16 protein-coding genes are annotated in these 21,108 nt (G+C 58.1%); 9 read left to right on the forward strand and 7 right to left on the reverse strand.

The features are described from left to right. The first annotated feature begins 117 nt into the window (after nucleotides 1-117). The 4 genes from ACOTTU_RS05855 to ACOTTU_RS05870 all read left to right on the forward strand — a co-directional run bounded on the left by ACOTTU_RS05855 (nucleotide 118) and on the right by ACOTTU_RS05870 (nucleotide 3,212). Complete coding sequence (locus ACOTTU_RS05855; protein ID WP_425656550.1) at nucleotides 118-1,146, forward strand: extracellular solute-binding protein; 1,029 nt, start codon at nucleotides 118-120, stop codon at nucleotides 1,144-1,146. Between the two features lie 153 nt (nucleotides 1,147-1,299). Next, entirely contained in the window at nucleotides 1,300-1,479 is a 180-nt protein-coding gene (gene hemP, locus ACOTTU_RS05860) for a hemin uptake protein HemP (RefSeq protein WP_298916936.1), read from the forward strand. Nucleotides 1,480-1,550: 71 nt separating this feature from the next. Then, nucleotides 1,551-2,810, forward strand: a complete 1,260-nt coding sequence (locus tag ACOTTU_RS05865; protein ID WP_425656552.1) for an imelysin family protein — start codon at nucleotides 1,551-1,553, stop codon at nucleotides 2,808-2,810. A gap of 156 nt (nucleotides 2,811-2,966) precedes the next feature. Continuing rightward, nucleotides 2,967-3,212, forward strand: a complete 246-nt coding sequence (locus ACOTTU_RS05870; protein ID WP_425656553.1) for a DUF1289 domain-containing protein — start codon at nucleotides 2,967-2,969, stop codon at nucleotides 3,210-3,212. A 26-nt stretch (nucleotides 3,213-3,238) separates the two neighbouring features. Here ACOTTU_RS05870 and ACOTTU_RS05875 read toward each other — a convergent pair whose 3' ends face one another. Both ACOTTU_RS05875 and ACOTTU_RS05880 read right to left on the reverse strand, forming a co-directional pair. Then, nucleotides 3,239-3,709 carry a Dps family protein gene (locus tag ACOTTU_RS05875; protein ID WP_298916945.1) on the reverse strand — a complete coding sequence of 157 codons (471 nt, stop codon included), beginning with the start codon at nucleotides 3,707-3,709 and terminating at the stop codon, nucleotides 3,239-3,241. A gap of 111 nt (nucleotides 3,710-3,820) precedes the next feature. Continuing rightward, nucleotides 3,821-4,261: a hypothetical protein gene (locus tag ACOTTU_RS05880; RefSeq protein ID WP_425656555.1), complete on the reverse strand. Its 441-nt coding sequence runs from the start codon at nucleotides 4,259-4,261 to the stop codon at nucleotides 3,821-3,823. 87 nt (nucleotides 4,262-4,348) lie between these two features. On the opposite strand from ACOTTU_RS05880, the gene ACOTTU_RS05885 reads away from it, so the two are divergent. The 5 genes from ACOTTU_RS05885 (at nucleotide 4,349) to ACOTTU_RS05905 (ending at nucleotide 17,331) form a co-directional block, all read left to right on the forward strand. Next, nucleotides 4,349-5,878, forward strand: a complete 1,530-nt coding sequence (locus ACOTTU_RS05885; protein WP_425656557.1) for a di-heme oxidoredictase family protein — start codon at nucleotides 4,349-4,351, stop codon at nucleotides 5,876-5,878. A 41-nt stretch (nucleotides 5,879-5,919) separates the two neighbouring features. After that, nucleotides 5,920-6,858 (forward strand): imelysin family protein, encoded by a 939-nt coding sequence (locus ACOTTU_RS05890; RefSeq protein ID WP_425656559.1) that lies wholly within the window; start codon nucleotides 5,920-5,922, stop codon nucleotides 6,856-6,858. Nucleotide 6,859: 1 nt separating this feature from the next. Continuing rightward, nucleotides 6,860-7,942, forward strand: coding sequence for a DUF1513 domain-containing protein (locus ACOTTU_RS05895; RefSeq protein ID WP_425656561.1), 1,083 nt, complete (start codon nucleotides 6,860-6,862; stop codon nucleotides 7,940-7,942). A gap of 433 nt (nucleotides 7,943-8,375) precedes the next feature. Next, complete coding sequence (locus ACOTTU_RS05900; protein ID WP_425656563.1) at nucleotides 8,376-12,638, forward strand: hypothetical protein; 4,263 nt, start codon at nucleotides 8,376-8,378, stop codon at nucleotides 12,636-12,638. A 16-nt stretch (nucleotides 12,639-12,654) separates the two neighbouring features. Continuing rightward, nucleotides 12,655-17,331 (forward strand): hypothetical protein, encoded by a 4,677-nt coding sequence (locus tag ACOTTU_RS05905; RefSeq protein WP_425656564.1) that lies wholly within the window; start codon nucleotides 12,655-12,657, stop codon nucleotides 17,329-17,331. Between the two features lies 1 nt (nucleotide 17,332). Here the strand turns inward: ACOTTU_RS05905 and ACOTTU_RS05910 are convergent, their stop codons facing one another. From ACOTTU_RS05910 to ACOTTU_RS05930, 5 genes are all read right to left on the reverse strand, one after another. Beyond that, nucleotides 17,333-17,713 (reverse strand): VOC family protein, encoded by a 381-nt coding sequence (locus tag ACOTTU_RS05910; protein WP_425656566.1) that lies wholly within the window; start codon nucleotides 17,711-17,713, stop codon nucleotides 17,333-17,335. Nucleotides 17,714-17,855: 142 nt separating this feature from the next. Further along, entirely contained in the window at nucleotides 17,856-18,167 is a 312-nt protein-coding gene (locus ACOTTU_RS05915) for a hypothetical protein (RefSeq protein ID WP_425656568.1), read from the reverse strand. Further along, the gene (locus ACOTTU_RS05920; protein WP_425656570.1) at nucleotides 18,157-19,200 is read right to left on the reverse strand and encodes a hypothetical protein; all 1,044 of its coding nucleotides are present in this window, start codon (nucleotides 19,198-19,200) and stop codon (nucleotides 18,157-18,159) included. Before ACOTTU_RS05920 ends, ACOTTU_RS05915 begins: the two co-directional genes overlap by 11 nt. Beyond that, nucleotides 19,197-19,604 (reverse strand): hypothetical protein, encoded by a 408-nt coding sequence (locus tag ACOTTU_RS05925; RefSeq protein WP_425656572.1) that lies wholly within the window; start codon nucleotides 19,602-19,604, stop codon nucleotides 19,197-19,199. The genes ACOTTU_RS05920 and ACOTTU_RS05925 overlap by 4 nt, the downstream gene beginning before the upstream one ends. Continuing rightward, a complete protein-coding gene (locus ACOTTU_RS05930; protein WP_425656573.1) occupies nucleotides 19,601-21,088 on the reverse strand; it encodes an FAD-binding oxidoreductase in 1,488 nt (495 codons plus the stop codon). Before ACOTTU_RS05930 ends, ACOTTU_RS05925 begins: the two co-directional genes overlap by 4 nt. Between the last annotated feature and the right edge of the window lie 20 nt (nucleotides 21,089-21,108).

Raw genomic sequence — 21,108 nt, forward strand, 5'->3', positions numbered from 1 at the left:
ACTGATTGTTTTAATCAGGAAATTAATTTTTTTCCGACAAAAACACTCAGATAGCTTGATTTCGGTTTCGAAAAAGTATCTGAGTAATTTAGTAAATCAATTCCACAGGGGATATGCATGTCGCGTACCACTCAAATTCTGACCGCTACACTGACAACGGCAACCGTGGCTTTGGGCCCGATCGCCGCATCCGCAGAAGGCGAGCTCAACCTTTACTCCTCACGTCACTATGACACTGACGAGCGGCTCTATTCGGATTTCACCGAAGCCACGGGCATCACCATCAATCGTATCGAAGGCAAGGCGGACGAGTTGATCGCCCGCATGGAAGCCGAAGGGCCCAACAGCCCCGCAGACATCCTGCTGACCGTGGATACCTCCCGGCTGGAGCGGGCAAAGGATGCAGGTGTCCTGCAATCTATCGACAGCGCGGTTCTCGAAGCGCGCGTGCCGAGCAAACTACAGGACGATGACAACCAATGGTTCGGGTTTTCACAGCGCGCGCGGATCATTTTTTACGATAAGAATGATGTGACCGAGCCGCCGCTAACTTACGTTGATCTTGCTGATCCCAAGTACAAGGGCCAGATTTGCCACCGGTCTTCAACAAATGTCTATTCGCAGACATTGCTCGCCGCCGTGATCGAAAACCACGGTGCTGAGGCTGCCAAGAATTGGGCTCAGGGGGTTGTCGACAACTTCGCGCGCGATCCTCAGGGCGGTGACACTGATCAACTGCGTGGCCTGGTATCGGGCGAATGTGATGTGTCGATCTCCAACACCTATTACTTCGCGCGGGCGTTGCGCAAAGACGTGAGCGACCTGTCCGCAGAAATCGACATGATCGGATGGGTGTTCCCCTCTCAGGAAGCTGAAGGGGCGCATATGAACCTTTCGGGTGGCGGTGTTGCGAAACATGCTCCAAACCGGGACAACGCCATCGCCTTCATGGAATACCTCGCAAGCGATCAGGCGCAGGAATATTTCTCCGCCGGCAACGACGAGTTCCCTGCCGTGGCCGGTGTGGCGCTAAGCCCATCTGTGGCGAAGCTTGGTCTTTTCAAAGCGGATGATGTCGATCTTTCCAAAGTCGCCAAAAACGTTGCTGAAGCACAGAAAATCTTCAACGACGTTGGTTGGAAATAAAGCCATTTCACATCGGGCGGGCGTTTGACAGCCCGCCCGATGTGCTCCCAGCAAGCCCCGGAGAGTTGCAGTTTCGAGGGGCGCAACCAGACTTCAGGTCGCCCGAGCCAGGAATGGCTCTGGTCGGAACCCGCCATCCCCGGAGGCATCCCGATGATCATCCTGACGCAAACGCCCCCCAAGCCGCTCGAGTCCACGCCGGAAGATCCACAACCCCCCGCGTATGACGCCCGCATGATGGTCGGGGATGGCACCCAGGCCAGGCTGGTGCTGGATGACCAAACCTATTTTTTGCGGATCACGCGCGCGGGAAAATTGATCCTCACCAAGTGAGGCAAGACGCCATAATGACGCGCGCTAAGCGTCTGAAACGAAAACCAATACGACCACGAGGACATGAATTCATGACATTGAAACTTTCCGCCATTCTTGGAACCGCAGCACTGGTGGCCAGTCCCGCCTTGGCCGATAAGGCCGCTGTTCTTGATAACTACGCCGATATCGCTCAAGCGAAATACGCCGATAGCCTGACCACGGCGCAAGCGCTTCAGGAGGCGGTCAATGCCCTGATTGAAACCCCGTCGGCAGACGCACTTGCCGCAGCCAAACAGGCCTGGATCAACGCGCGTGTGCCCTATCAGCAGACGGAAGTGTACCGCTTTGGCAATGCCATCGTCGATGATTGGGAGGGGAAGGTGAACGCATGGCCTCTGGATGAAGGGTTGATTGACTACGTTGATCCTTCCTATGGCGGGGCGACCGACGAAAACGAATATGCCGTTCTGAATGTCATCGCCAACCCAAGCTTCAAATTGTCGGGTGAAACCATCGACGCCTCCGAGATCACACCCGCGTTGCTGGAAGGGCAATTGCACGAAGCGGATGAAGTGGAAAGCAACGTCGCCACCGGCTATCACGCGATTGAGTTCCTGCTGTGGGGGCAGGATCTCAACGGTCATGAGGCTGGTGCGGGTGCGCGTCCCTGGACAGATTATGCGATGGGGGAGGGCTGTACGGGCGGCAATTGCGACCGTCGCGGTGACTACCTGAAAGCGGCGACGGATTTGCTGGTTTCCGATCTGGAATGGATGGTTGCCCAATGGCATGACGATGGTGCTGCCCGTGCCGAACTGGTGGCCGATGAAAAGGCGGGGATTTCAGCGATCCTGACGGGTATGGGCTCGCTAAGCTACGGTGAGCAGGCCGGTGAACGCATGAAGCTGGGCGTCTTGCTGAACGATCCCGAAGAGGAACATGATTGTTTCTCCGATAACACCTACAACAGCCATTTCTATGATGCGTTGGGCATTCGCAATGTTTACCTGGGCAGCTACACCTCTATCGACGGAACGGTCGTGTCGGGCGCGTCCCTGTCATCGCTGGTTGCCGAGGCAAATGGGGATGTGGACGCGGAATTGCGCGGCAAGCTCGATGCGACGATGCTGGAGATGTCAGAGATGAAAACCGCTGCCGAGGCGGGTTTCGCCTATGACATGATGCTGGAGCGCGGCAACGAAAAGGGCGAAGCGCTCATCATGGGGGCTGTCGATGCGTTGATCGACCAGACGCGCTCTATTGAACGCGCCGTCGCGGCTTTGGGCGTTGATGAGATTGCCTTCGAAGGCTCCGACAGCCTGGACGATCCCAACGCGGTTTTCCAATAAGGCTTTCGGTATCAGGTCGGCATGTTCCCCAATCGCCAACCTGTGCCCACCGCCTGATGGGGTGGTGACGCGCGCCGGGCCGTTTTTGCGTCCGGCGCGTGTTGACGTTCGACGAAGCCGTCCCCAGTTCAATCGTGCGATTGCAAGGTTCACTTCATGCCCAAAACTCCAAGCCCCTGTATTGATGTCTGCAAATATAAACGGCAAGGCCATTGCATTGGCTGTTCGATGACCAAGGCACAGAAATCGCTGTATAAATCCTTGAAAAAGGACAGCCACCGGGCGGCATTCGTCAAGATGCTGACCTCTCAGCAACACCGTTTGGGAAAGTTCCAGCATTGGCATGAAGCCTATCGCAAAAAGCTCTCCAAACGGAAAATCGCGCTCGAGGAAATCCTCTGACCGCGATTTTCAAGCTAATATAGGGTTCAGCTCAGATGTGATCGCAGAAACCAGGCGAATTTTTCGTGGGTCTGGCCACGTGCGATGCACAAATCCTCGGTAAGCGTGTCACCGTGTGACGCTGCCAGTTCCCCCGCACCCGCAAGCGTGCTCGCAAGGGTCACCTGGGCCTCCATCATCAGGCGGATCATTTCCTGATCGCTGGCATGACCATCATGTTCGGTCACTTTTGAACGCGCCAACATACCGGCCAATGTGCCTTCTGCATGCGCGTCAATGGCTCTGACCCGTTCGGCCAGATCATCCTGGGCGATAAAATGGTCTTCGTAGATTTTCTGGAACAGATCGTGAAGCGGCCCGAATGCCATCCCTTTCACGTTCCAGTGAAAATTCTGTGCCAGCATTGTCGCGACGGCGGTTTCAGCAACAGATTGGTTCAACGCGTCGGCAATCTGGGTGCGTGCATCGGTGGTAAGCGCGGCGGCGGTCTGAGTCATTTGCAAACTCCCTCAATCGAATGAATTGTCGGCTGGCTTGCGGTTCGCTGGCTGGCTGTCACCGAAACATAGTGTTTCAATAGCGCTTGCCAAGTCTTTTTTAGAACAATTCTAATCCAGACAGAATTGCTCGGAAATACGGGCGATCAGAAACCCGATATAGCGCCGGTCAGGGGGGGCGACCCGAGACCCCAGCAAAAATCGCAGCGAGCTTTGATCGTCTTGCCGGACCGCCTGGACGCATCGCAGAATCCACGCTTCGTCAAAAGACAATTCTGCCACGCCAGGCCGATACCAGATCACCTGTTTGCTGACGGCTGTTGCAAGGCATTTGACCAGGGTTTCCGCAAAGGTACGTTTGGCCGTTTCACCGTCCAGATTGAGAAGGGCGCAGGCTTCAAAGAGATCAGCACGCGCCGCTGTGCGGCACTCAAGCGCGACGAGGCGTAGATGGGTAACAAGCTCTCGCAAGCCCGGATCAATTGCGGGCGCAGCCTCGTTGCGAGGTTGCCTGCGTGGCGGTGAAACTGAGAGTTTCGAGAGGGACACCATGTCGCGGTTCACCCGATAAAAATGGTCGGCGACAGACTCGCCATTCGTAATTCCTGAGTATACTTATAAAGTATTACGGAGAGATCAATGACCCATGAACAGATCGTGCGTAAACTGTGCCTCATAAGCGCGGTTTTTTTGACATCCCCCCTGCAGGCCGCCGATCTTCAGGACCTTCATTTGCCCGTGGTGCCGCGCACTGAAAGTGAGCGTGCGCGTATTGCTGCGATCGTGGCACCGACGCACGATTTTACAACGGCGGAAAAATTCGAAGCGAATTCGGGTGGGGCGGCGACCGTGCGCCCGACAAAGACCGCCGATGCCTTCAGCCAGCCTTCCGGCAATATCTCGTTTGAACGAGAGCTGGATTTCAAGGTCGGGAACGGGCTTTTTCGGAAACTCTGGGTGTCATCGCCGTCTTCCACACTGGCCTCTGATGGGTTGGGCCCGCTCTATAACGCGCGTTCCTGCCAGCGTTGCCATCTGAAAGATGGGCGTGGCCATCCGCCGGAAGGGCCAGACGACACCGCGGTGTCGATGCTGGTGCGCTTGTCGGTCCTGGATGAAAGCCGGGCGATTGCCGAAATTGACGCTTATATCGCCACAGGGCCTGATCCAACCTATGGCGGGCAGGTCCAGGATTTTGGTGTGGCGGGCCATCCTGCCGAAGCACGCATAATCGTGTCCTACAGCGAGGCCTCCATCGCGTTGTCAGAGGGCGAATTCGCATCACTGAGAACGCCGGCTTATGAGTTGGCCGATCTGGGCTACGGGCCTGTTGATCCGCAGGTGATGTTAAGCGCACGCGTGGCACCCCAGATGATCGGGCTGGGGTTGCTGGATGCTATACCTGCTTCGGATATCCTCGCCCTTGCGGACCCGGATGACCGCGATGGCGATGGAATCTCCGGGCGACCCAATATCGTTTGGTCGACGGTGTATGATCAACCGATGCTGGGCCGTTTTGGTGTGAAGGCCGGGCAGCCCAGCGTGTGGGAACAATCGGCCGGTGCCTTTCATGGTGACATCGGGATTTCATCATCGCTTCATCCGCAGGGCTATGGCGATTGTACCGAAGCGCAGGCGCTGTGCCGCGCAGCACCCGATGGGAATACGCCGGATCATGACAATGCAGAGATTTCCGATGTCGGGTTGGAACTGGTGTCGTTCTATTCCGCCAACCTTGGGGTGCCGGGTCGGCGGGATGTGGACGACAAGGACGTGCTGCGGGGCAAACAGGTTTTCTATGAGACCGGCTGCACTGCGTGTCACACACCCAAACACGTCACACACCGTCTCGACGATCAGCCCGAACAGAGTTTTCAGTTGATCTGGCCCTATACCGACATGTTGCTGCACGACATGGGCCCCGGATTGGCGGACAACAGGCCAGAGGCACGGGCGACCGGACAGGAATGGCGGACCCCACCGCTTTGGGGGATCGGTTTGACGCAGCAGGTTTCCGGGCATAGCTACTTTCTGCATGACGGGCGCGCGCGCAGTTTGCTCGAAGCGATCCTGTGGCATGGGGGCGAGGCCGAAGCGGCCAAGACCCGCGTGATCGAGATGCCCAAAGCGGACCGTGCAGCGCTTGTTCGATTTCTGGAGAGCCTGTGATGCGTTGTTTGACCCTTGCCTGCGTTATTTGCGCGATCGGAATGCCTGCTTCGGCGGATCTCGAAGCCCTGCGTGACGATCACATCCTGCCCCGATACGCCGCTTTTGCAGAAGCGACGGATCACCTGAGGGCTGCTGCTACCGACGATTGCCTGCCAGGCTCGGTCCTGCCAGCTTATCACGATGCCTATGATACATGGCTCCGCATTGACCATGTGCGCTTTGGTCCCGTTGAAGCGCAGGATGCAGCCCTGTCCATCGCCTTTTGGCCTGATCCAAAGGACCGGGTGGGCAAGGCGATGGCGAGACTGACATCCGCCCGGGATGAGGCGGTTACTGACGCGGCCGCATTCTCGCAAGTATCTGTTGCCGCCCAGGGGTTTACGGCATTGGAGCGGCTGCTGACTGAACCACAAAGTGATCCCGGCTACGCCTGTAGTTTCACACGGGCCATCGCGCGTCATCTTGCCCAGACGGCCGCCGATGTCTCAGCGGAGTGGCGCGACGAATACGGTGCGGTGTTGGTCTCCGCCGGGGCAGTTGGAAATGCCGTTTTCCCGAGTGCAGAGGATGCAGAACGAGCGGTTTACACCTCCATTTCAACGGCGCTGGAGTTTCTGCACGACCAACGTCTGGGGCGCCCTTTGGGAACCTTTGACCGGCCCCGGCCCAACCGGGCGGAGGCGCGCCGGTCGGAGCGGAGTGCGCGGCATGTCCTGCTCAATCTGAGGTCCCTCAGGGCGATGACAAATGCCTTTGCGGATGTTCCTCTGGAGCGCGCTAACACGGCCTTCGATGCCGCGATTGAGCGCGCCGAAGTGCTTGATGACCCGGCGTTCGCCGGCGTTTCAGACCCGGCGAAACGTTTGAAAATTGAGGTCCTGCAACGCGCGGTACGCGATTTGCAGGTCGTCATGGCCGAAGATGTGGGGCGTGTGCTGGGCATCAGCGCGGGGTTTAACTCTCTTGATGGCGATTAAGATGCCCTCGCGACGCAAAGTGATCAGCGGGGCATTGGCTGCCGCGACCTTGTCCAGGCCTCTCTGGGCGGATGTCGGCACCCCCACGCATCTGAGCGCTGCACGCACCCCAGAGGGGGCCTATATTTTGTGCGGGTTGCGCGCCGATGGGAGCCTGGCATTCTCGGTGCCATTGCCGGATCGTGGGCACGCCGCCGCAGCCCACCCCGCTCTCTCCCACGCCGTCGCCTTCGCACGCAGACCCGGGGTTTTTGCGGTCGTGCTGGACTGCGCAACGGGAATTTCGCAACACAGGATTCAAGCCCCAGCGGGGCGGCATTTCTACGGGCACGGCGCGTTTTCGCGTGACGGCAAGACATTGTTCACCACCGAAAACGACATAGACACAGGGGCAGGGCGGATTGGTGTCTGGGATGCCGCTGACGGATATCGCCGCATTGGAGATCTGTCCTCTAACGGTATCGGCCCGCATGAGATCATTCGCTTGCCCAATTCGGACATTCTGGCGATTGCCAATGGCGGTATCCGAACCCATCCGGCATCCGGGCGCGACAAACTGAACGTCGATACGATGCAGCCAAACCTGACCCTCATGGATGTAGAGGGGCGCGTGCGCGACACTGCCGTGCTACCCGCAGAATTGCATCAAAACTCGCTGCGCCACATCGCAGCTTTCCCTGATGGTCGCGTGGCTTGTGCCTTTCAATGGCAGGGCGATCCTTTTGCTGCGCCGTCAATAGCGGGTGTCTACGCCCCAGAAGATGGGCTGCAACTGGCCCCCATGTCGGATCAGACACTGCGCGGGCTGGACGGTTATGCAGGCAGTGTCGCGGTGCTGGGAACGGAACATATGGCCGTGACCTTTCCGCGCGGGGGGCTGATGCAACGCATCAACGTCAGAACCGGCGAGACGCTGGATCTTTGGCGTGGCGATGTTTGCGGCGTTGCTCCGGCACGTTGGGGCGGGCTGGCAACGGATGGCTTGGGCGGGGTGCAACGTGTCGAGGCTCATGGGTTTACCAAAGTTGCTCAGCACAACCTGGCTTTCGACAACCACCTTGTGGCGGTGAGCGCATCGTCCTGAGCCAGAGCAGTCGGTTTCTTCTAGGCCGCCATTTGTGTGTTTTTTACGGCCACGGTTTCGAAATTTGGCGTCACAATGACAACCGGCGCGTAATCAACATGGCGTTCGGTATCGTTTTTCGCGCGAGAATGACCGTTCGAAAATGACAGAAAGCGCAGTCCAATCACTACAGCGTGTGCACGTTGGGCTCGCATCATATCTAGCATCGGTGACCGATTGGCGAGGAAGCGAAGTAGATTAATAAACCTCTATAACTATCAGAATAATAATGAAATTCTGTGTTTCTGAGAGGCCGAAATTGGCGCTAGCGTTGATGGCGTAGTTGGCCCTGGCTCGCCAATTCGTCGGCCATTTTTCGCCGACAAGAGCGTTGGAGGGTCGGTGCGACTCGGATTTTCAAGTATTAAGGGAATGCTTTTCTTAGGAATTTATCATGGTACGTCGCCCAACTCGTGGCGGCTCTGTCGGGGGTTTTCCACGATCCCGTCGGCGTGTTTCTGTCGGCCGGGATCTCTCGATAGGTCGGAATTTTCCAGATCGCGGTGTCTTTGTGCCGCGTCCGATCGATTTTGTGGGCAATCTTTTTGAGACACGACGCCGCGGAACGCCTGTCGTTCGCCCTACGGATCTTCTGGCTCTCAGAATTGAAATGCGCAATCTGCGCGTCAAATCGGGCAGTCCGCCGGTTTTGCGTAAAACCGGCAGCGGTGCTGCGCTACTGATCCTGCATTTTCCACCTCAGGCGATCACCGAAGAAACTTTTTTTGAGGCCAGTCGGCCCGGCATGGAAGAAACAATTGACGACCCCACGCTGGACCCGAAACCCGAGATTGATGCGCCCGGGGCACCAAGTGCCACCGTACCGCCCCCCTTTGGCCGCACGGCAAATGCGCGTATCGCCGACGAATCCAGGCTGGTCTTCAAGGTTCCGGATGACGCGGTCATTCCCTATACGCTCGATGGTATCCTGACGGCAGTTCAGTCGCTTGAACCAAAGGTGGCGGCAAACGCCAGAGCCCGCCAGATACGCCGCCGTTTCCCGATTGTGGAAGCCTTATTGCAGGCCAATGTCGTGGCGTCTCTCAATCCAATTCGCCGTGCCGCCTTGTCCAACTTTGCGGCCGCCAGCATGCGTATCGCGGCCACCGATCCCGGTAATGCGACCCTTATGAGGCGCCAGATTGGCGGTGGCACCGGGTTTACCGACGTCTCGCGCCTAAAACCCGGGTTTCGCATCCCTGGAATTCTGCAAATACCGCCGAAACCTGCCAAACCCAATTCCACGACCACGGCCATCGAAATTCCCTGGCGGTTGATCCTGTCGCCGCACAAAGACACGCGCTGGCGTCATGCCACCCAGCCTGTCACATCGACGGCCACCAATCACACCGAACTCTGGCACTCGCGTCTGGTCGCACCGGACGAGGACGGAACGGCGATTGAACCACCGGCGGCAGACAAGGCACGTACGGTGCGGGCAATCTGGGCCAAGACGGGGGAAGCCTCCAAGGAGGCGATGACCTCAAGCGCGACCGAGATACCGGATTTGGAACCCAGTCTCGCGCCCTTCCGCATGCCCATGGACGATTTTGACCGGATTCAGATCGCGCATGAATCGTCGAATTTCTCGCTGGGAACGCCAAACCCGATCGACACCAACCTGATGATGATGACAGCGCTTGGCGGCTGGCTGGATAGCAGGGGCACCTGGGATCCGCCCGGTGGATTTTCCGTTCAGGAATGGGTGCATCGCGCCAGCATGGCCCGGGATCACTATGTGAAGGTGGTTTATAACGGGTGCCTTTGCCCGCTTAATTTTCACGTCTCATTGGTGAAAGTGACCGAGCGAAAGTTCCATAACGGCGCGCGGAACGACGAAAATGTGCCTCAGATCGAACAGATCGCGGGGAACACGGCCTATCTGCGCCAGCGCATGTTCATCGTGCCACGCGAACGCGTGCGCTACTATGGAGAAGCGGATTTACGGAGCAACGATGGCAAGACCAACCTGCCGTTGAAATTTCCCTTCGCAAAGGTCGAGTTGCTGACAGAGCGAACGCCCAATCTTGATGATCCACAGGACTCTGACATAGACGGGAAATTGCAGCAGTTTTTCTGGCCGTCCGTTCTGGAGGAGCCCTACAAGTTCCAATGTGTCGGAACCGATCTGGACGGTCGCCGCGTAGCCTTTGAAATTCCGATGATTTTCATGGACAACACCTTCGCCACACCGTTCCATTTTGATGAAAACGGTAAACGCGGCCCGGATTACCACAGCGCTGAAATCAACGCGCACCGCGCCACCGAAGTCTTTCGCTTGGAGGGCGATCGCAAGACTGTTTCGATCAAGCGCCAGCGCGTCGCCCTGGCCAGTAGTCTGAAATCCGGGGACACCTCCGTAGAGGTCGAAGAGATGGATTTCGGCGGCTTTGCCGAGGAGTTCAATTCCGATCTGCGCAATGCGTCGAATGAGCTTGAACGTGCGCCATTTGTGCCGGTGATTACGGGAATGGACGTCCGCATCGGCGCTTTGTCGCATCTGACCGGGTCAAATGCCTCGAACAGGCTGACATATCATCCACATTACCTGGAACACGGGTTTAACCAGAAGGGCGAGGTCTTTGCCAAGGTTGAGAAAACCTTCAACATGGCCAAACTGGATTTCTCTGCGCAAGCGGATCGGTCGGGTGGTTTCGTGCAGCCCAATCTGGAACCGCAGGCCCTGTCGCGTCTGGCAGGTCCCATCATGGGGGATGTCCAGAAATTTGCGGCCGACGGGATGGTCCCGCCGGGGGGCGGCTTTCCGGAGTCCATCAGCGATCTGCCACTACCTCTGATCTTTGGCTGCATACCCCTCAACAAGATCATCGAACTGGTCTCTGATCTGACCGACACGCCGGAACAGGTGCCAAAATTCGGCACCGAAGCCTCGACACAGATCGAGAGCTTCATAAATGCGCTGGTGCGCCTGATCACTCTGGCGACGGAAATCGCGTCGCAGCCCGCGAGCATCGCGAATGCCGCCCTGACCACATTCCTGTCAACACTGGAAGATCACATCCAGCAGACGCTTGGACTGGCCGCGGCGCAGGCGGCCGCCATCGAAACGGCAATAGATGATGCAAAAACGCAGGTCGAGGCCGTTGCGACCGAAATCGGGGCGTTGCTGGGCGCAACCCTTCAGACCGGGCAGCCGGCACCGGATTTCACAGATGTCCTGACCGCGGTATCGCAGGCCCGCAGCGCAATCGAAGACTTGCAGGATGCGGCAAATGCTCAGGTCGGCGGGGTTTCATTGCCAGCGGGGCTTCGCCAGCAACTACTATCTACCGCGCAGACCATTGATGCCTTCCTTCTGGACCTTCAGAAACTGCCTGCTTTGGTTGCAACGGGCAAAGACCTGTTCGATGCACTGGATGCCATCGTGGGCCAGCCGGAAGTTTTGGGCACGCTTTTTGAAGACCCAGGTGAACTGGCCGCACGAGTTGGGGCGGTTGAGACCGCAATCGGAGATTTCAAACCCGCCCTTGCAGACATTCAACTGCTGAACGGGGCACCGAAAACGGCTATTCTGGACGGGCTGCAACTGGTTCAGGAGGCTTTCGGTGTCGCCACCGATCTGCTTGAACTGGTTGAAATGCTGACCGGCGACGAGTTGACCATTCGCTTTGACTGGAACCCGAAAATCGGCAGTTTCCCGGCCAGTGACCCGATTTTCCGCGCCAATGATCCCAAGGGGTTTTCCGTTGCCGTCGAGGCCAAGGTCAAGAAAGACGGCAGTGCCTCGCCAAAAATTTCCGTCACCTGCGGGTTGAAGCACTTCGATCTGGTTCTGATCGCGCCCGCGAGCTTCATCGAGCTGATTTTTGAAAAGATCGAATTCCGCATCGACAGCGCGGCCAAGATGGATGTGGATGTACAATTCACGGACATCAAGTTCGTTGGCGTTCTGAGCTTTGTCGAAACGCTGCGCGACCTTATCCCGCTCGACGGTTTCAGCGATCCACCCTTCCTCGACATCACGCCGCAGGGAATTGATGCAGGTTTCTCCATCGCTTTACCGGGCATCACCTGCGGTATCCTGAATATCCAGAACCTGAGCCTCGGGGCCGGGTTCACGGTGCCCTTCATCGGTCAGCCGCTTTCTGTGCGGTTCAATTTCTGTACGCGCGAACAACCCTTCCTGCTGACGGTCTATATGTTCGGCGGCGGTGGTTTCTTCGGGATCACCATTGATCCCAACGGCGTGCAGATATTGGAGGCGTCCTTCGAGTTTGGCGCGTCGATCTCTATTGATCTCGGCGTCGCTTCAGGTGGCGTGTCGGTCATGGCAGGCATCTACTTCCGGATGGAACAGGATGAAGCTTCGCTCACAGGGTATTTCCGTCTCGCAGGTCACGTGGACGTCTTGGGGCTGATTACCGCCTCATTGGAGCTTTATCTGGAACTTCGCTACGAATTCCAGTCTGGCAAATGCGTGGGCAAGGCCTCTTTGACCATCGAGATTTCCGTTTTCATCTTCTCCGGCAGCGTGACGGTTTCCTGCGAACGCAAGTTCGCCGGTTCCAATGGCGATCCGAACTTGCGCCAGATGCTGGGGCTGCAACCGGAACTGCCGCTGGCGCAGGAGTTGGACATCATTGACAGCGAAGATGTTGAATATGCCTGGCGCGACCACATCGAGGCATTTGCGTAAACGAAAGGAGTGAGACATGGCAAAACGAACGCTCCTTTGGACCGTCACACCGAACGGTCGGGTGCCCGAGGGTGAAGAGCATGAGGGCAAATTACGTGTCTCCGCCATTCTCAGCCCGCGCCTGACCCCCGAAGCTGCTGATGAGCAGAGCCTGACCGCTTTCCCGGGATTTCTGGATTGGCCGGCGGAGCTGGAACAGGCCCGTTTTGGTCTGCGTATTGCGGCGGGCACATTGGAAATGCGTCGATTGTCGGAGCCGGATAGCGATCTTTGGAAAACGCTTTTTGGTCCGGAAACGCCGGTGGCGGGGTTCGAGTTCATGGATATGAGCGACAAGAATCTGCGCTCCTTCCCGGTGCGCAACATGTTGGGGTATCTGCGCAAGCACTACACCCGCCTGGCAGAGCAATCAGCGTCAAATCATCCGACCCTCCTGCCGTGGAAAAATGCGCACCCCGATCTCAAGGACATGTTGTCGGATGCGGGAACGCGCACCCGTCTTATCCCGTTCGATGACCGCACAATCGAAGTCGCGCTGCCGGGGTTTTCGCGTTTTTTCGGCGGCGAGGACAACCAGACCGAGGAACGAATAAACGGCCAAGTCTTTGGCATACGCAGCGTTTACAAGCTCGATGTGCCGCAGGTCGGTGCGGAAGAGGGGCAATTGCCATCAACCGGAAGCTCCGCGCCGCAGCGCGCCCTGCCGCCTGACTGGTATGATCCGCGGCCTAGCGGCCCGTCGGGACCACTGGTTGCAAAGCCTGACGCTGCGCTGATGGATAATTTCAGCAGTCAGGCCGAGTACACCATGTATCAGGCGAACCGCTTTTACAGCCGTGAAATCGCCTCTGAGGAAGAGCGCAAAATGCGCTTTCCGAAATTCGAAAACCTGCCACCACCGCCGGAGGTGCCGGAGTATGATTTCCACCGCATTGCCGCCTCTTATGGCAGCTATCCGCAACTGCAGCGGGCGCTTGGTCTGGTCGTTGATTTCGCCGTGGAGGATCCTGATGGCCTGCTGGTTTCGGGCGGATCTCCTGTTCTGGGGAACATGGCGCTTGCGCTGAATTGGGCGGATGGTCGCGACGACAGTGCGGATGGCTATCCGCGCACGGCCTTCTACCTTGATGACGAGCGGTTTGTGCCCCGGCCACGCAGTGATGACCTGGACCGTGGCCTGCTGCGGTTGGAGCACAGCGATGATGGCTGGGGGGTGGTGAACAAAGAGCATGACGGGCTCTTTGACATCTACCAGGTGGACCCGGATGGGGCGGCGCTGAAAACCGTCGACTTCACGCTTTCCACCCAGAACCTCGTTGCCAAACACCTCGATGTGCTGCGACCGGACGGTCAGGTGACATATACCACCGGCGACAGACAGCCCGTTGCCGCGCTCCGCACCGGGGGCCTGGGGGTTTCGCAACATGGGCGAGCGGAAAAAGTGGCGCTTGACGCTGCCGCCGCGGCCCAAAAAAATCAGGCCGTTGAGGCTGGCAACGCGCAGGATGTTGTCTTTTTTGCCGAAGACCTCATGCGGGGCTTCCGCGTGGATGTGGCGGCTGTTCCCAAGGAAGATGCAGCGGGTGACTGGTTCAGTCTGAATGCGCGGGTGGGGACCTACGAGGTCATCTCCACTGGTCACACCTTCGAGCTTGGACCGGATGAAGGCCATGTTTCCGGAGCCTCCACGACCCGTTCGGAATCGGATAGCGCAAACCCTGATGATCACTATCTGCACGAATCCCTCTTTCGCTGGACTGGCTGGAGCCTTTCGGCACCGCGTCCTGGCAGGACGATCAGATCCGGGACCGTCGAAGGCACGCAGCTACAGACGGAAACCCCCTCCGACGTTACGGACAAGGCCGAAAAGCGCAATAATCTTGCTGTCACTTACCGGGTGCAGAAGGGCAGTTTGCCAAAACTGCGCTTTGGTCAGCTTTACCGGCTACGGGCACGATATGTGGATGTGGCGGGCAACAGCCTTGCTCTGCACGACCCGACGCTGGACCCGCTGGAACAGGCAAGTGATGCTGTTGGTTATTGGCGGTTCGAACCAGTGGACCCGCCCGCTCTCATGGGGCGGGCGCATCTCTCGGAAGGCGAATCTCTGGAGCGCATGGTGATCCGGTCGAATTTTGACGCGACCCCGCAGCAGTATCTGTCCACACCGGATTTCAGCACATCCATCGCAGAAGATCCTTCGGCGGATTTCGAGTATACCGCGCAGAATGAACGCCATGTGGTTCCGCCGAAATCATCCCAGCAGCAATGCGAAACACATGGGCTTTTTGATCCGTTCTTCGGCGCGTGGGATGACATCAAGAAAGGGTATGAAATCGCGGCACGCGAGGACGGCACGCTTTACGATTCAGGGCCGGGGGCGACCGTCGAACTGGTGACGCCGAAAAATCTGGAAGGCATCGCAAAGACCGAAGACGTGCCACCTGCATTACCCAGCCCGGATAATCCGGTCGGAGAGAGGATCGCGCCCGGTCAATACGTGATCCACCGCGAAGCGCAGATCATCCCGCCCTATCTGCCGGATGGGGCCGCCGCGGGCGTAGCCCTGCGCGGGATGCCGGGAGAGAATATTCCCGGCGTTTCCGCGCCCGGGGCCATTGGGCCCGGTTGCGTTGTTCTCAAAGCGCCCAACGGCGAACTGGTGATGATCATCAGCCATGCCAAGCCCTGGCCTGACAGCCTTGGGTTTCGCATCGTTCTGGCCGAACGTGCAGCGGCGCTGACCGAATTGCCCTGCAAGGAAGAGTTCCCTGACGACGGGGAGCCGCAGTGGGATGATGAAAAACGGGTCCTGACGCTCTTTCTGCCCAAAGGCAGAATTGCGCGGTTGAGGTATTCCAGCTTTGCACATTCTGATCACATAGATTCATTTGGCATTGTGGAGTGGGGGCGCGACACGGTCGATCCCGACTTTGTGCGCGACATGGGGCTTCTTGGGTGTCATTGGATGCTGACACCTTTCCGAGCTTTGACCCTTGTTCATGCAACGCAGCAGCCGATCTGCCTGCCGCAGATGATCAAGCCTGGCATTCAGCGCGAAGTCGGGGCGCAATCCGCGCGGATCATTTGCCGCCAGATCAGGCTGCATGGTCCAACCACGGGCAAATTCGAGATACAGGCCGAATGGCATGAATGGGTTGACGATCTGAACAAGGAGGCGCCGGAACGTGTCTGGCGCAAAGGGCAGCTTTCGGAAATTCATCTCACTGAAAATCATGAAAATGTATTCCCTCTGGGGGCGGTTGTGTCGGCGCAGGATGTGGATTCTCAGCGACCCCGCGCCCGCGGCGATTTGCATGAGTTTGGCGATACGAAGTTCCGGCTGATCTCCTATCAGTTGCTTGCCTCAACCCGGTTCCGGGAGTATTTGCCGCCGTCGCTCTATGCGAAACCCGAGCTTGTGACGCGCCTCGGTCCTGTCCCGGTTGGCGATGCGGTGGTCACCGGTGCGCCGGATGATGCCGGTGCGCCCGTGCTCAGGCAATCTGGCGCTGACAGAAGTTTCAAGGTGGTGCCGGCCAGTGAACCCCCTGACGACCCCCGGGTTCTTTACGTGGTGCCGACGTTCCGCTGGCGCAATCAGGAGACCCCCAAGGGTGCCGATATCACCCGGCTGGGCAACGGTTTGCGCATCTGGCTGGACAGGCCCTGGTTCTCGTCGGGTGACGGGGAGCTACTGGGCGTTGTGCTGCACGCGGAAAACGGGCGTTTCACGGATATCCCTGACAAGATGCAGACCCACGTGACGCAATGGGGGCTCGACCCGATATGGGAGACGGCTGTGTCGAAATCCCGTGCTCGCAGCACCGATTTCAGCGCCCGTGTGCATAGTGAGCACGCGAGACTGCAGGAATTCCCCGATGATGCATCCGTCATGATTGTGGGGCATCGGGTGCATTGGGATTCCGAGCGCAGGCTGTGGTATTGCGATGTCGAGCTGAACCCAGGGGCGTCCTACATGCCGTTTGTGCGGTTGGCCGTCGTCCGATATCAACCCAATGCGCTGCCGGGGCAGAAAATTTCCAAGGTCGTTACGGCGGAATTTGCGCAGGTCCTGCCGCGCAGGCGCGCGGTTTTCAGTCGCGACGGTGATACCGTGGGCGTACGCGTATACGGGCCGGTGCCTGTTGGGGGCCCGATGAAGTTTAACGTGGAATCGCCGCTGGTTGGAATGTCCCCGGCGGACGGTCCTTTCGATACCGGGCGCAATCGCTTCGAGCTGGTATTGCAAACCCGTGATCCTGAGATCGACAGCGACATGGCATGGCGTGATGAAAAAACGCTGGAAAGCGCCGTTGTCAGCGGGTCAGGCGGTGGGTTTACTGTCACGCCGGGTTTCAACCCCGGCGGTATTTTTGGACGCCCTGCGGTGGCCGCGCGCGCATCCCGCACGATTGCCACCCGCTCCAGCGGATCGGTCACGTTGAATGCGGAGCTTGCACGTAACATCGGCGCGCTGGGCACGCTGACCGACCTCATTGATCCACCGATCTGGAACCCTGAAGCGACGCTGCCAGATACCGGCCGTCGACCCGGCAGGCTGATGCTGCGGGAATTCGAGCGCTACTATACCGATCAGACGATTGGTGGCAGCCGTGGCCTCCGCGTCGGCCAGCGCCGTATTGTCGAAGAAAGGCTCGTTTACGCCACGATCTTTGAGTTATCGCCCTAGGTTATTCATCCAACGGAAAATCGACGTGAATGTGATTGCCGTCCGGATCCCAGATATTGAACTGCACGATATTGATTGAGGCCAGTTCATTGCGATGAAACTTCTCGCCATTCTCCTGAAGGCGCGCGACAAACTCCGCTGATCCTGTGGCTGAAAAGGCGAAGTGCTCAAGTTTGAGATCACTCTCGGAACCCACGCTTTCGTCTCCACCGGCAGCGACAAGATGAACGGCGGCCGTCGACCCTGCATACATCCAAGCGCCTGGAAAGGGAAAATCAGGGCGCGGGCCGTCCTTGAGCCCCAAAATATTGCTGTACCACGCCACCATCTCTTCCAATTTATTGGTACGCAAATTCACATGATCCAGTTGCCCGATTTTCATTTTGAAGCCTCGCTTCTGATGGATGTTCGGCTGATCATATCGCCGAGACTTTGCGATGTCTCCCGTCGATCTTGCAGCCAAGATAAAGTACTATTTGGGATGCCATGGCATTAATGCATCAAAGAAGCCACCACGCGGCACCCTAGCCGGTTGTGGAAGGATGCGCATTCTTTGGCAAGGGCAAGCACCCGGGCAAGCCTGCGGGCAGAACCACCCATGCGCCGCTGCCGTAGAGAGCGCCGGCAAACTTCGGTTGGTCTGAAACCAGCGTCACGCTTACGCGCGACGACCCAATGATGCTCACATCGGACGGCAGGTTCGCCAGAAATGACTGGCTGGGAAAAAGGACGACCGATGCAGGTGCGGCATCTGTCATCAACCCTACAAAGACCAGAACGGCGATCCAGCCCGCAAAAAGCGTCGGGAGGGCAATCAGGATGGTCCTAATAGTCATGGATATGTTCCAGCGTCAGACCAGATTGAGGCAACTGACGCAGTCTTTCCGCCAGATCGCTCACTTTGAGCAGGATCAGATGCCGATAATCGCCGTACCCTTGTCGGGCGAAACTGTGAATGGCGTCCGGATGCTCAGGTGCGTTGCCGATGGCAGTGAACAGAATGTCGTTATTCCCCGCGATCTCGATGAAATTCACGCCATCTGCGGCCATTGATTGCAACAGTTTTGTCAGTTTGCGGTATCGCGGCACCTCGATTTCAGTGCCCGAGACACCCGCTTTGATGATCTTGACGTCATCTGACGTGACCGCCCCGAGGCCGTCCACAACCATGCGCAGGGTCAGCTCATCCGCACCGGTTGATGCAACGGCAGCGGCGATGGCCTTGGCATAGACTGCTTTGCCTCCATATTCGATACCCAGCGCGCGTTTTCGTTCGCGGTCTCGGAAGACGGTCGTAGGCTGGGCGTCAAGGGCTTCGGCGGCTTTTGTGAAATCCCACTTGTACCAGGGCGTCTGCTGCAGGAACTGCGCGTAATCAGCTGCTTGCCGGGCAGAAAGATCATCCAGTGGCGCGCGGTCACTGCCCCGAAGGAGCGCGCTGGCCCGACCAATGGTCTCCTCATAACCCGCCTTGAGAAGCAATTCGAGCGAGAAGCTGACGCCAATGACATAGACAAGCTGCTTGGTCTCGCCGTCAACGCCGCCGTGGCGGTTCGCGGTTTCGGTCAAAGCGCAGAGCGATTGCCAATAGCCCGCGATGCTACGCAGATAGCCAAAGTTGTGAGGATCACCGGTCGCGATCACCCGCGCATAGTCATCATAGGCATGCACGATGTGCCATTCAGGGTAGGTCATCAACGTGCGGGCTTCCGATCTGTGGTGTTCGGCAGGCAAAAGGGCCGTGTAACCTTCGGCCTCCTCATCCCCGTGACACATGGTTTCCACGTAAAGGATTGGCGACAAGAGCAGCAGGACAAGCAGAAAACCTGCGATGATCAGTCTTTTAAGCCAGCGCCAAAAGAACCTCATGCGGAACGCTCAACCTTCAGCCCCGCCCACAGTCCAAATCCGCCCAATGCCAGATGCGGCAGATTGGCCAGAATCCGGCCCAGCGAGAAATCGAGGCCCAGGGAGGCATTGGTGAAAATTCCCAGATCGAGAAATCCGTAACCGGTGAAGAAACCGAAAACCCCGTCGCCCAGATAAGCGGCCCCAAAGAGGATCAGAAAGCTGCGCGAAGCTCTTTGCGATATCAGGCCAGAGACAAGTGCCCAGAGGGCGGACGCCACATGCAGCGCGTCGTCGTAAAGGTCCAGAGCGAAAATACCAAAGGCGAGGCCATCCTCATCGGTCAGACCGGGAATGTAGTTGATTGACGCCGCAATCATCAGGGCCACGAAATAGCCAATGGCAATTTTTTGCAGAAGGGTCATAGGCTTTCCAGATAGGTGTCCCAAAAGTTGTTGCGCAGGAGCAGATCAGGATCGATCTCGCGTTTTGCAGCGGCAAAGGCAGGTGCCGCCGGGTAGGTTTTGACCAGCTGATCACGTGTCGGATGCGGTCGGTAAGGTAGGTAATAAGCCCCACCGATCTCTGCAACCCGGTCGATCAGTTCACGTGTCATACGTTGCATATCCGCTTCCCCGCGCGCCGTTAGCTCCTGGCTGAATGACATCACGGCGGCAATGCGGGGAACGGGCGCATAAGACAGCGTGCTTTGGGCATCGGTATTCACAAAACGCAGAGTGACGTTCAGGAACTCCTGATATGAGGCGGGGATCACCTCCTGACAGGCGATCAGGAAATCGTTGAAACGATCAAAACCGACGAAATATTCATGCAGAATGTCAACCCGGGCCGGGTCACCGTCGTCGAGGGTGACAACGGGTTCATTGATCAGGCTGTTGCGCGTCACCTCGCCCCCGCCAAGGGAGGGAAAGGCGACCGTCTCACTCCACCAGCGGAATTTCTTCATCCGCTCGTTGCCCAATTGTCCGCGGTAGACACGGCTGGCGATCTGCGACATGGCGCCGGACCCGGAGGCGGCGGACAGGTCGGATTGATCGGGTGTTTCGCGGTAGGTGATCAACAGGGCCTCATCGAAAAAAGCGCCGCGCTCGACATTCAGTCGGCCATAGGCCATCGTCACGGCCGGGTCTTGCACCGCCGTCTCGAAAGCGGTAGCGAAAGCGGTCGCAGGCATGACCTCAAAGCTCGGCGTCAGCCGGGTGTTTTTGGCCATTTCAACCTCAAGATCGACAAGCGCCCCGATCAATCCGTAACCGCCCATGGCGTGTGCGAAAAGCGCGCTGTTTTCGGTGGGGGAGCATGTGACAAGCTCGCCCGATGGCAATACCATTCGAATGGATCTGACCGTCGCGCCCATGGGACCAAAAGGCACCGGCCAGCCGTGCGCATTCACACAGAACGTCGATGCAACACCAAAATCATTGTTTGATTGCATGACCTTGGGAGAGAAACCTAAAGGGTCCAATGTCGCGATGACCTGCGACCACCTGGCGCCCGCGTGCACTTTGAAAGTGCCGTTGCCCGTGTCAGGGTCGACGCTGCCGTTGTCGAAGGTGATGGCCTGCCCATCCCTTGGAATGGCATGCCCGCCCATAGAATGGCGCGCGGCCCCGATGTTGAAGGGGCGCCCGGCGGCACCGGCTTCTTTCATTTCTGCGCGCACCGCATCCACCAGCGCGTCGCCCGGGTCCTGGGTCAGGATAATGTGCTTGTGGACCGGTGTGGCTGATAGTTCGCTGGCATCATTGAGCACGTCGCCGGGCGGCGCTGATGCGACCCCTCGGGTGCCATCGTAAATGGGCAGATGCGCGCGAAACATGGCGGACGCCGTCCACCCGGCAACGCCACCCGCACCAAGCAAGAGAGTTCTTCGCGTGAGATTGGTCATACCTTGGTCTTTCTGTGCCC

Source organism: Roseobacter sp. EG26 (assembly GCF_049830555.1).
Taxonomy (GTDB): domain Bacteria; phylum Pseudomonadota; class Alphaproteobacteria; order Rhodobacterales; family Rhodobacteraceae; genus Roseobacter.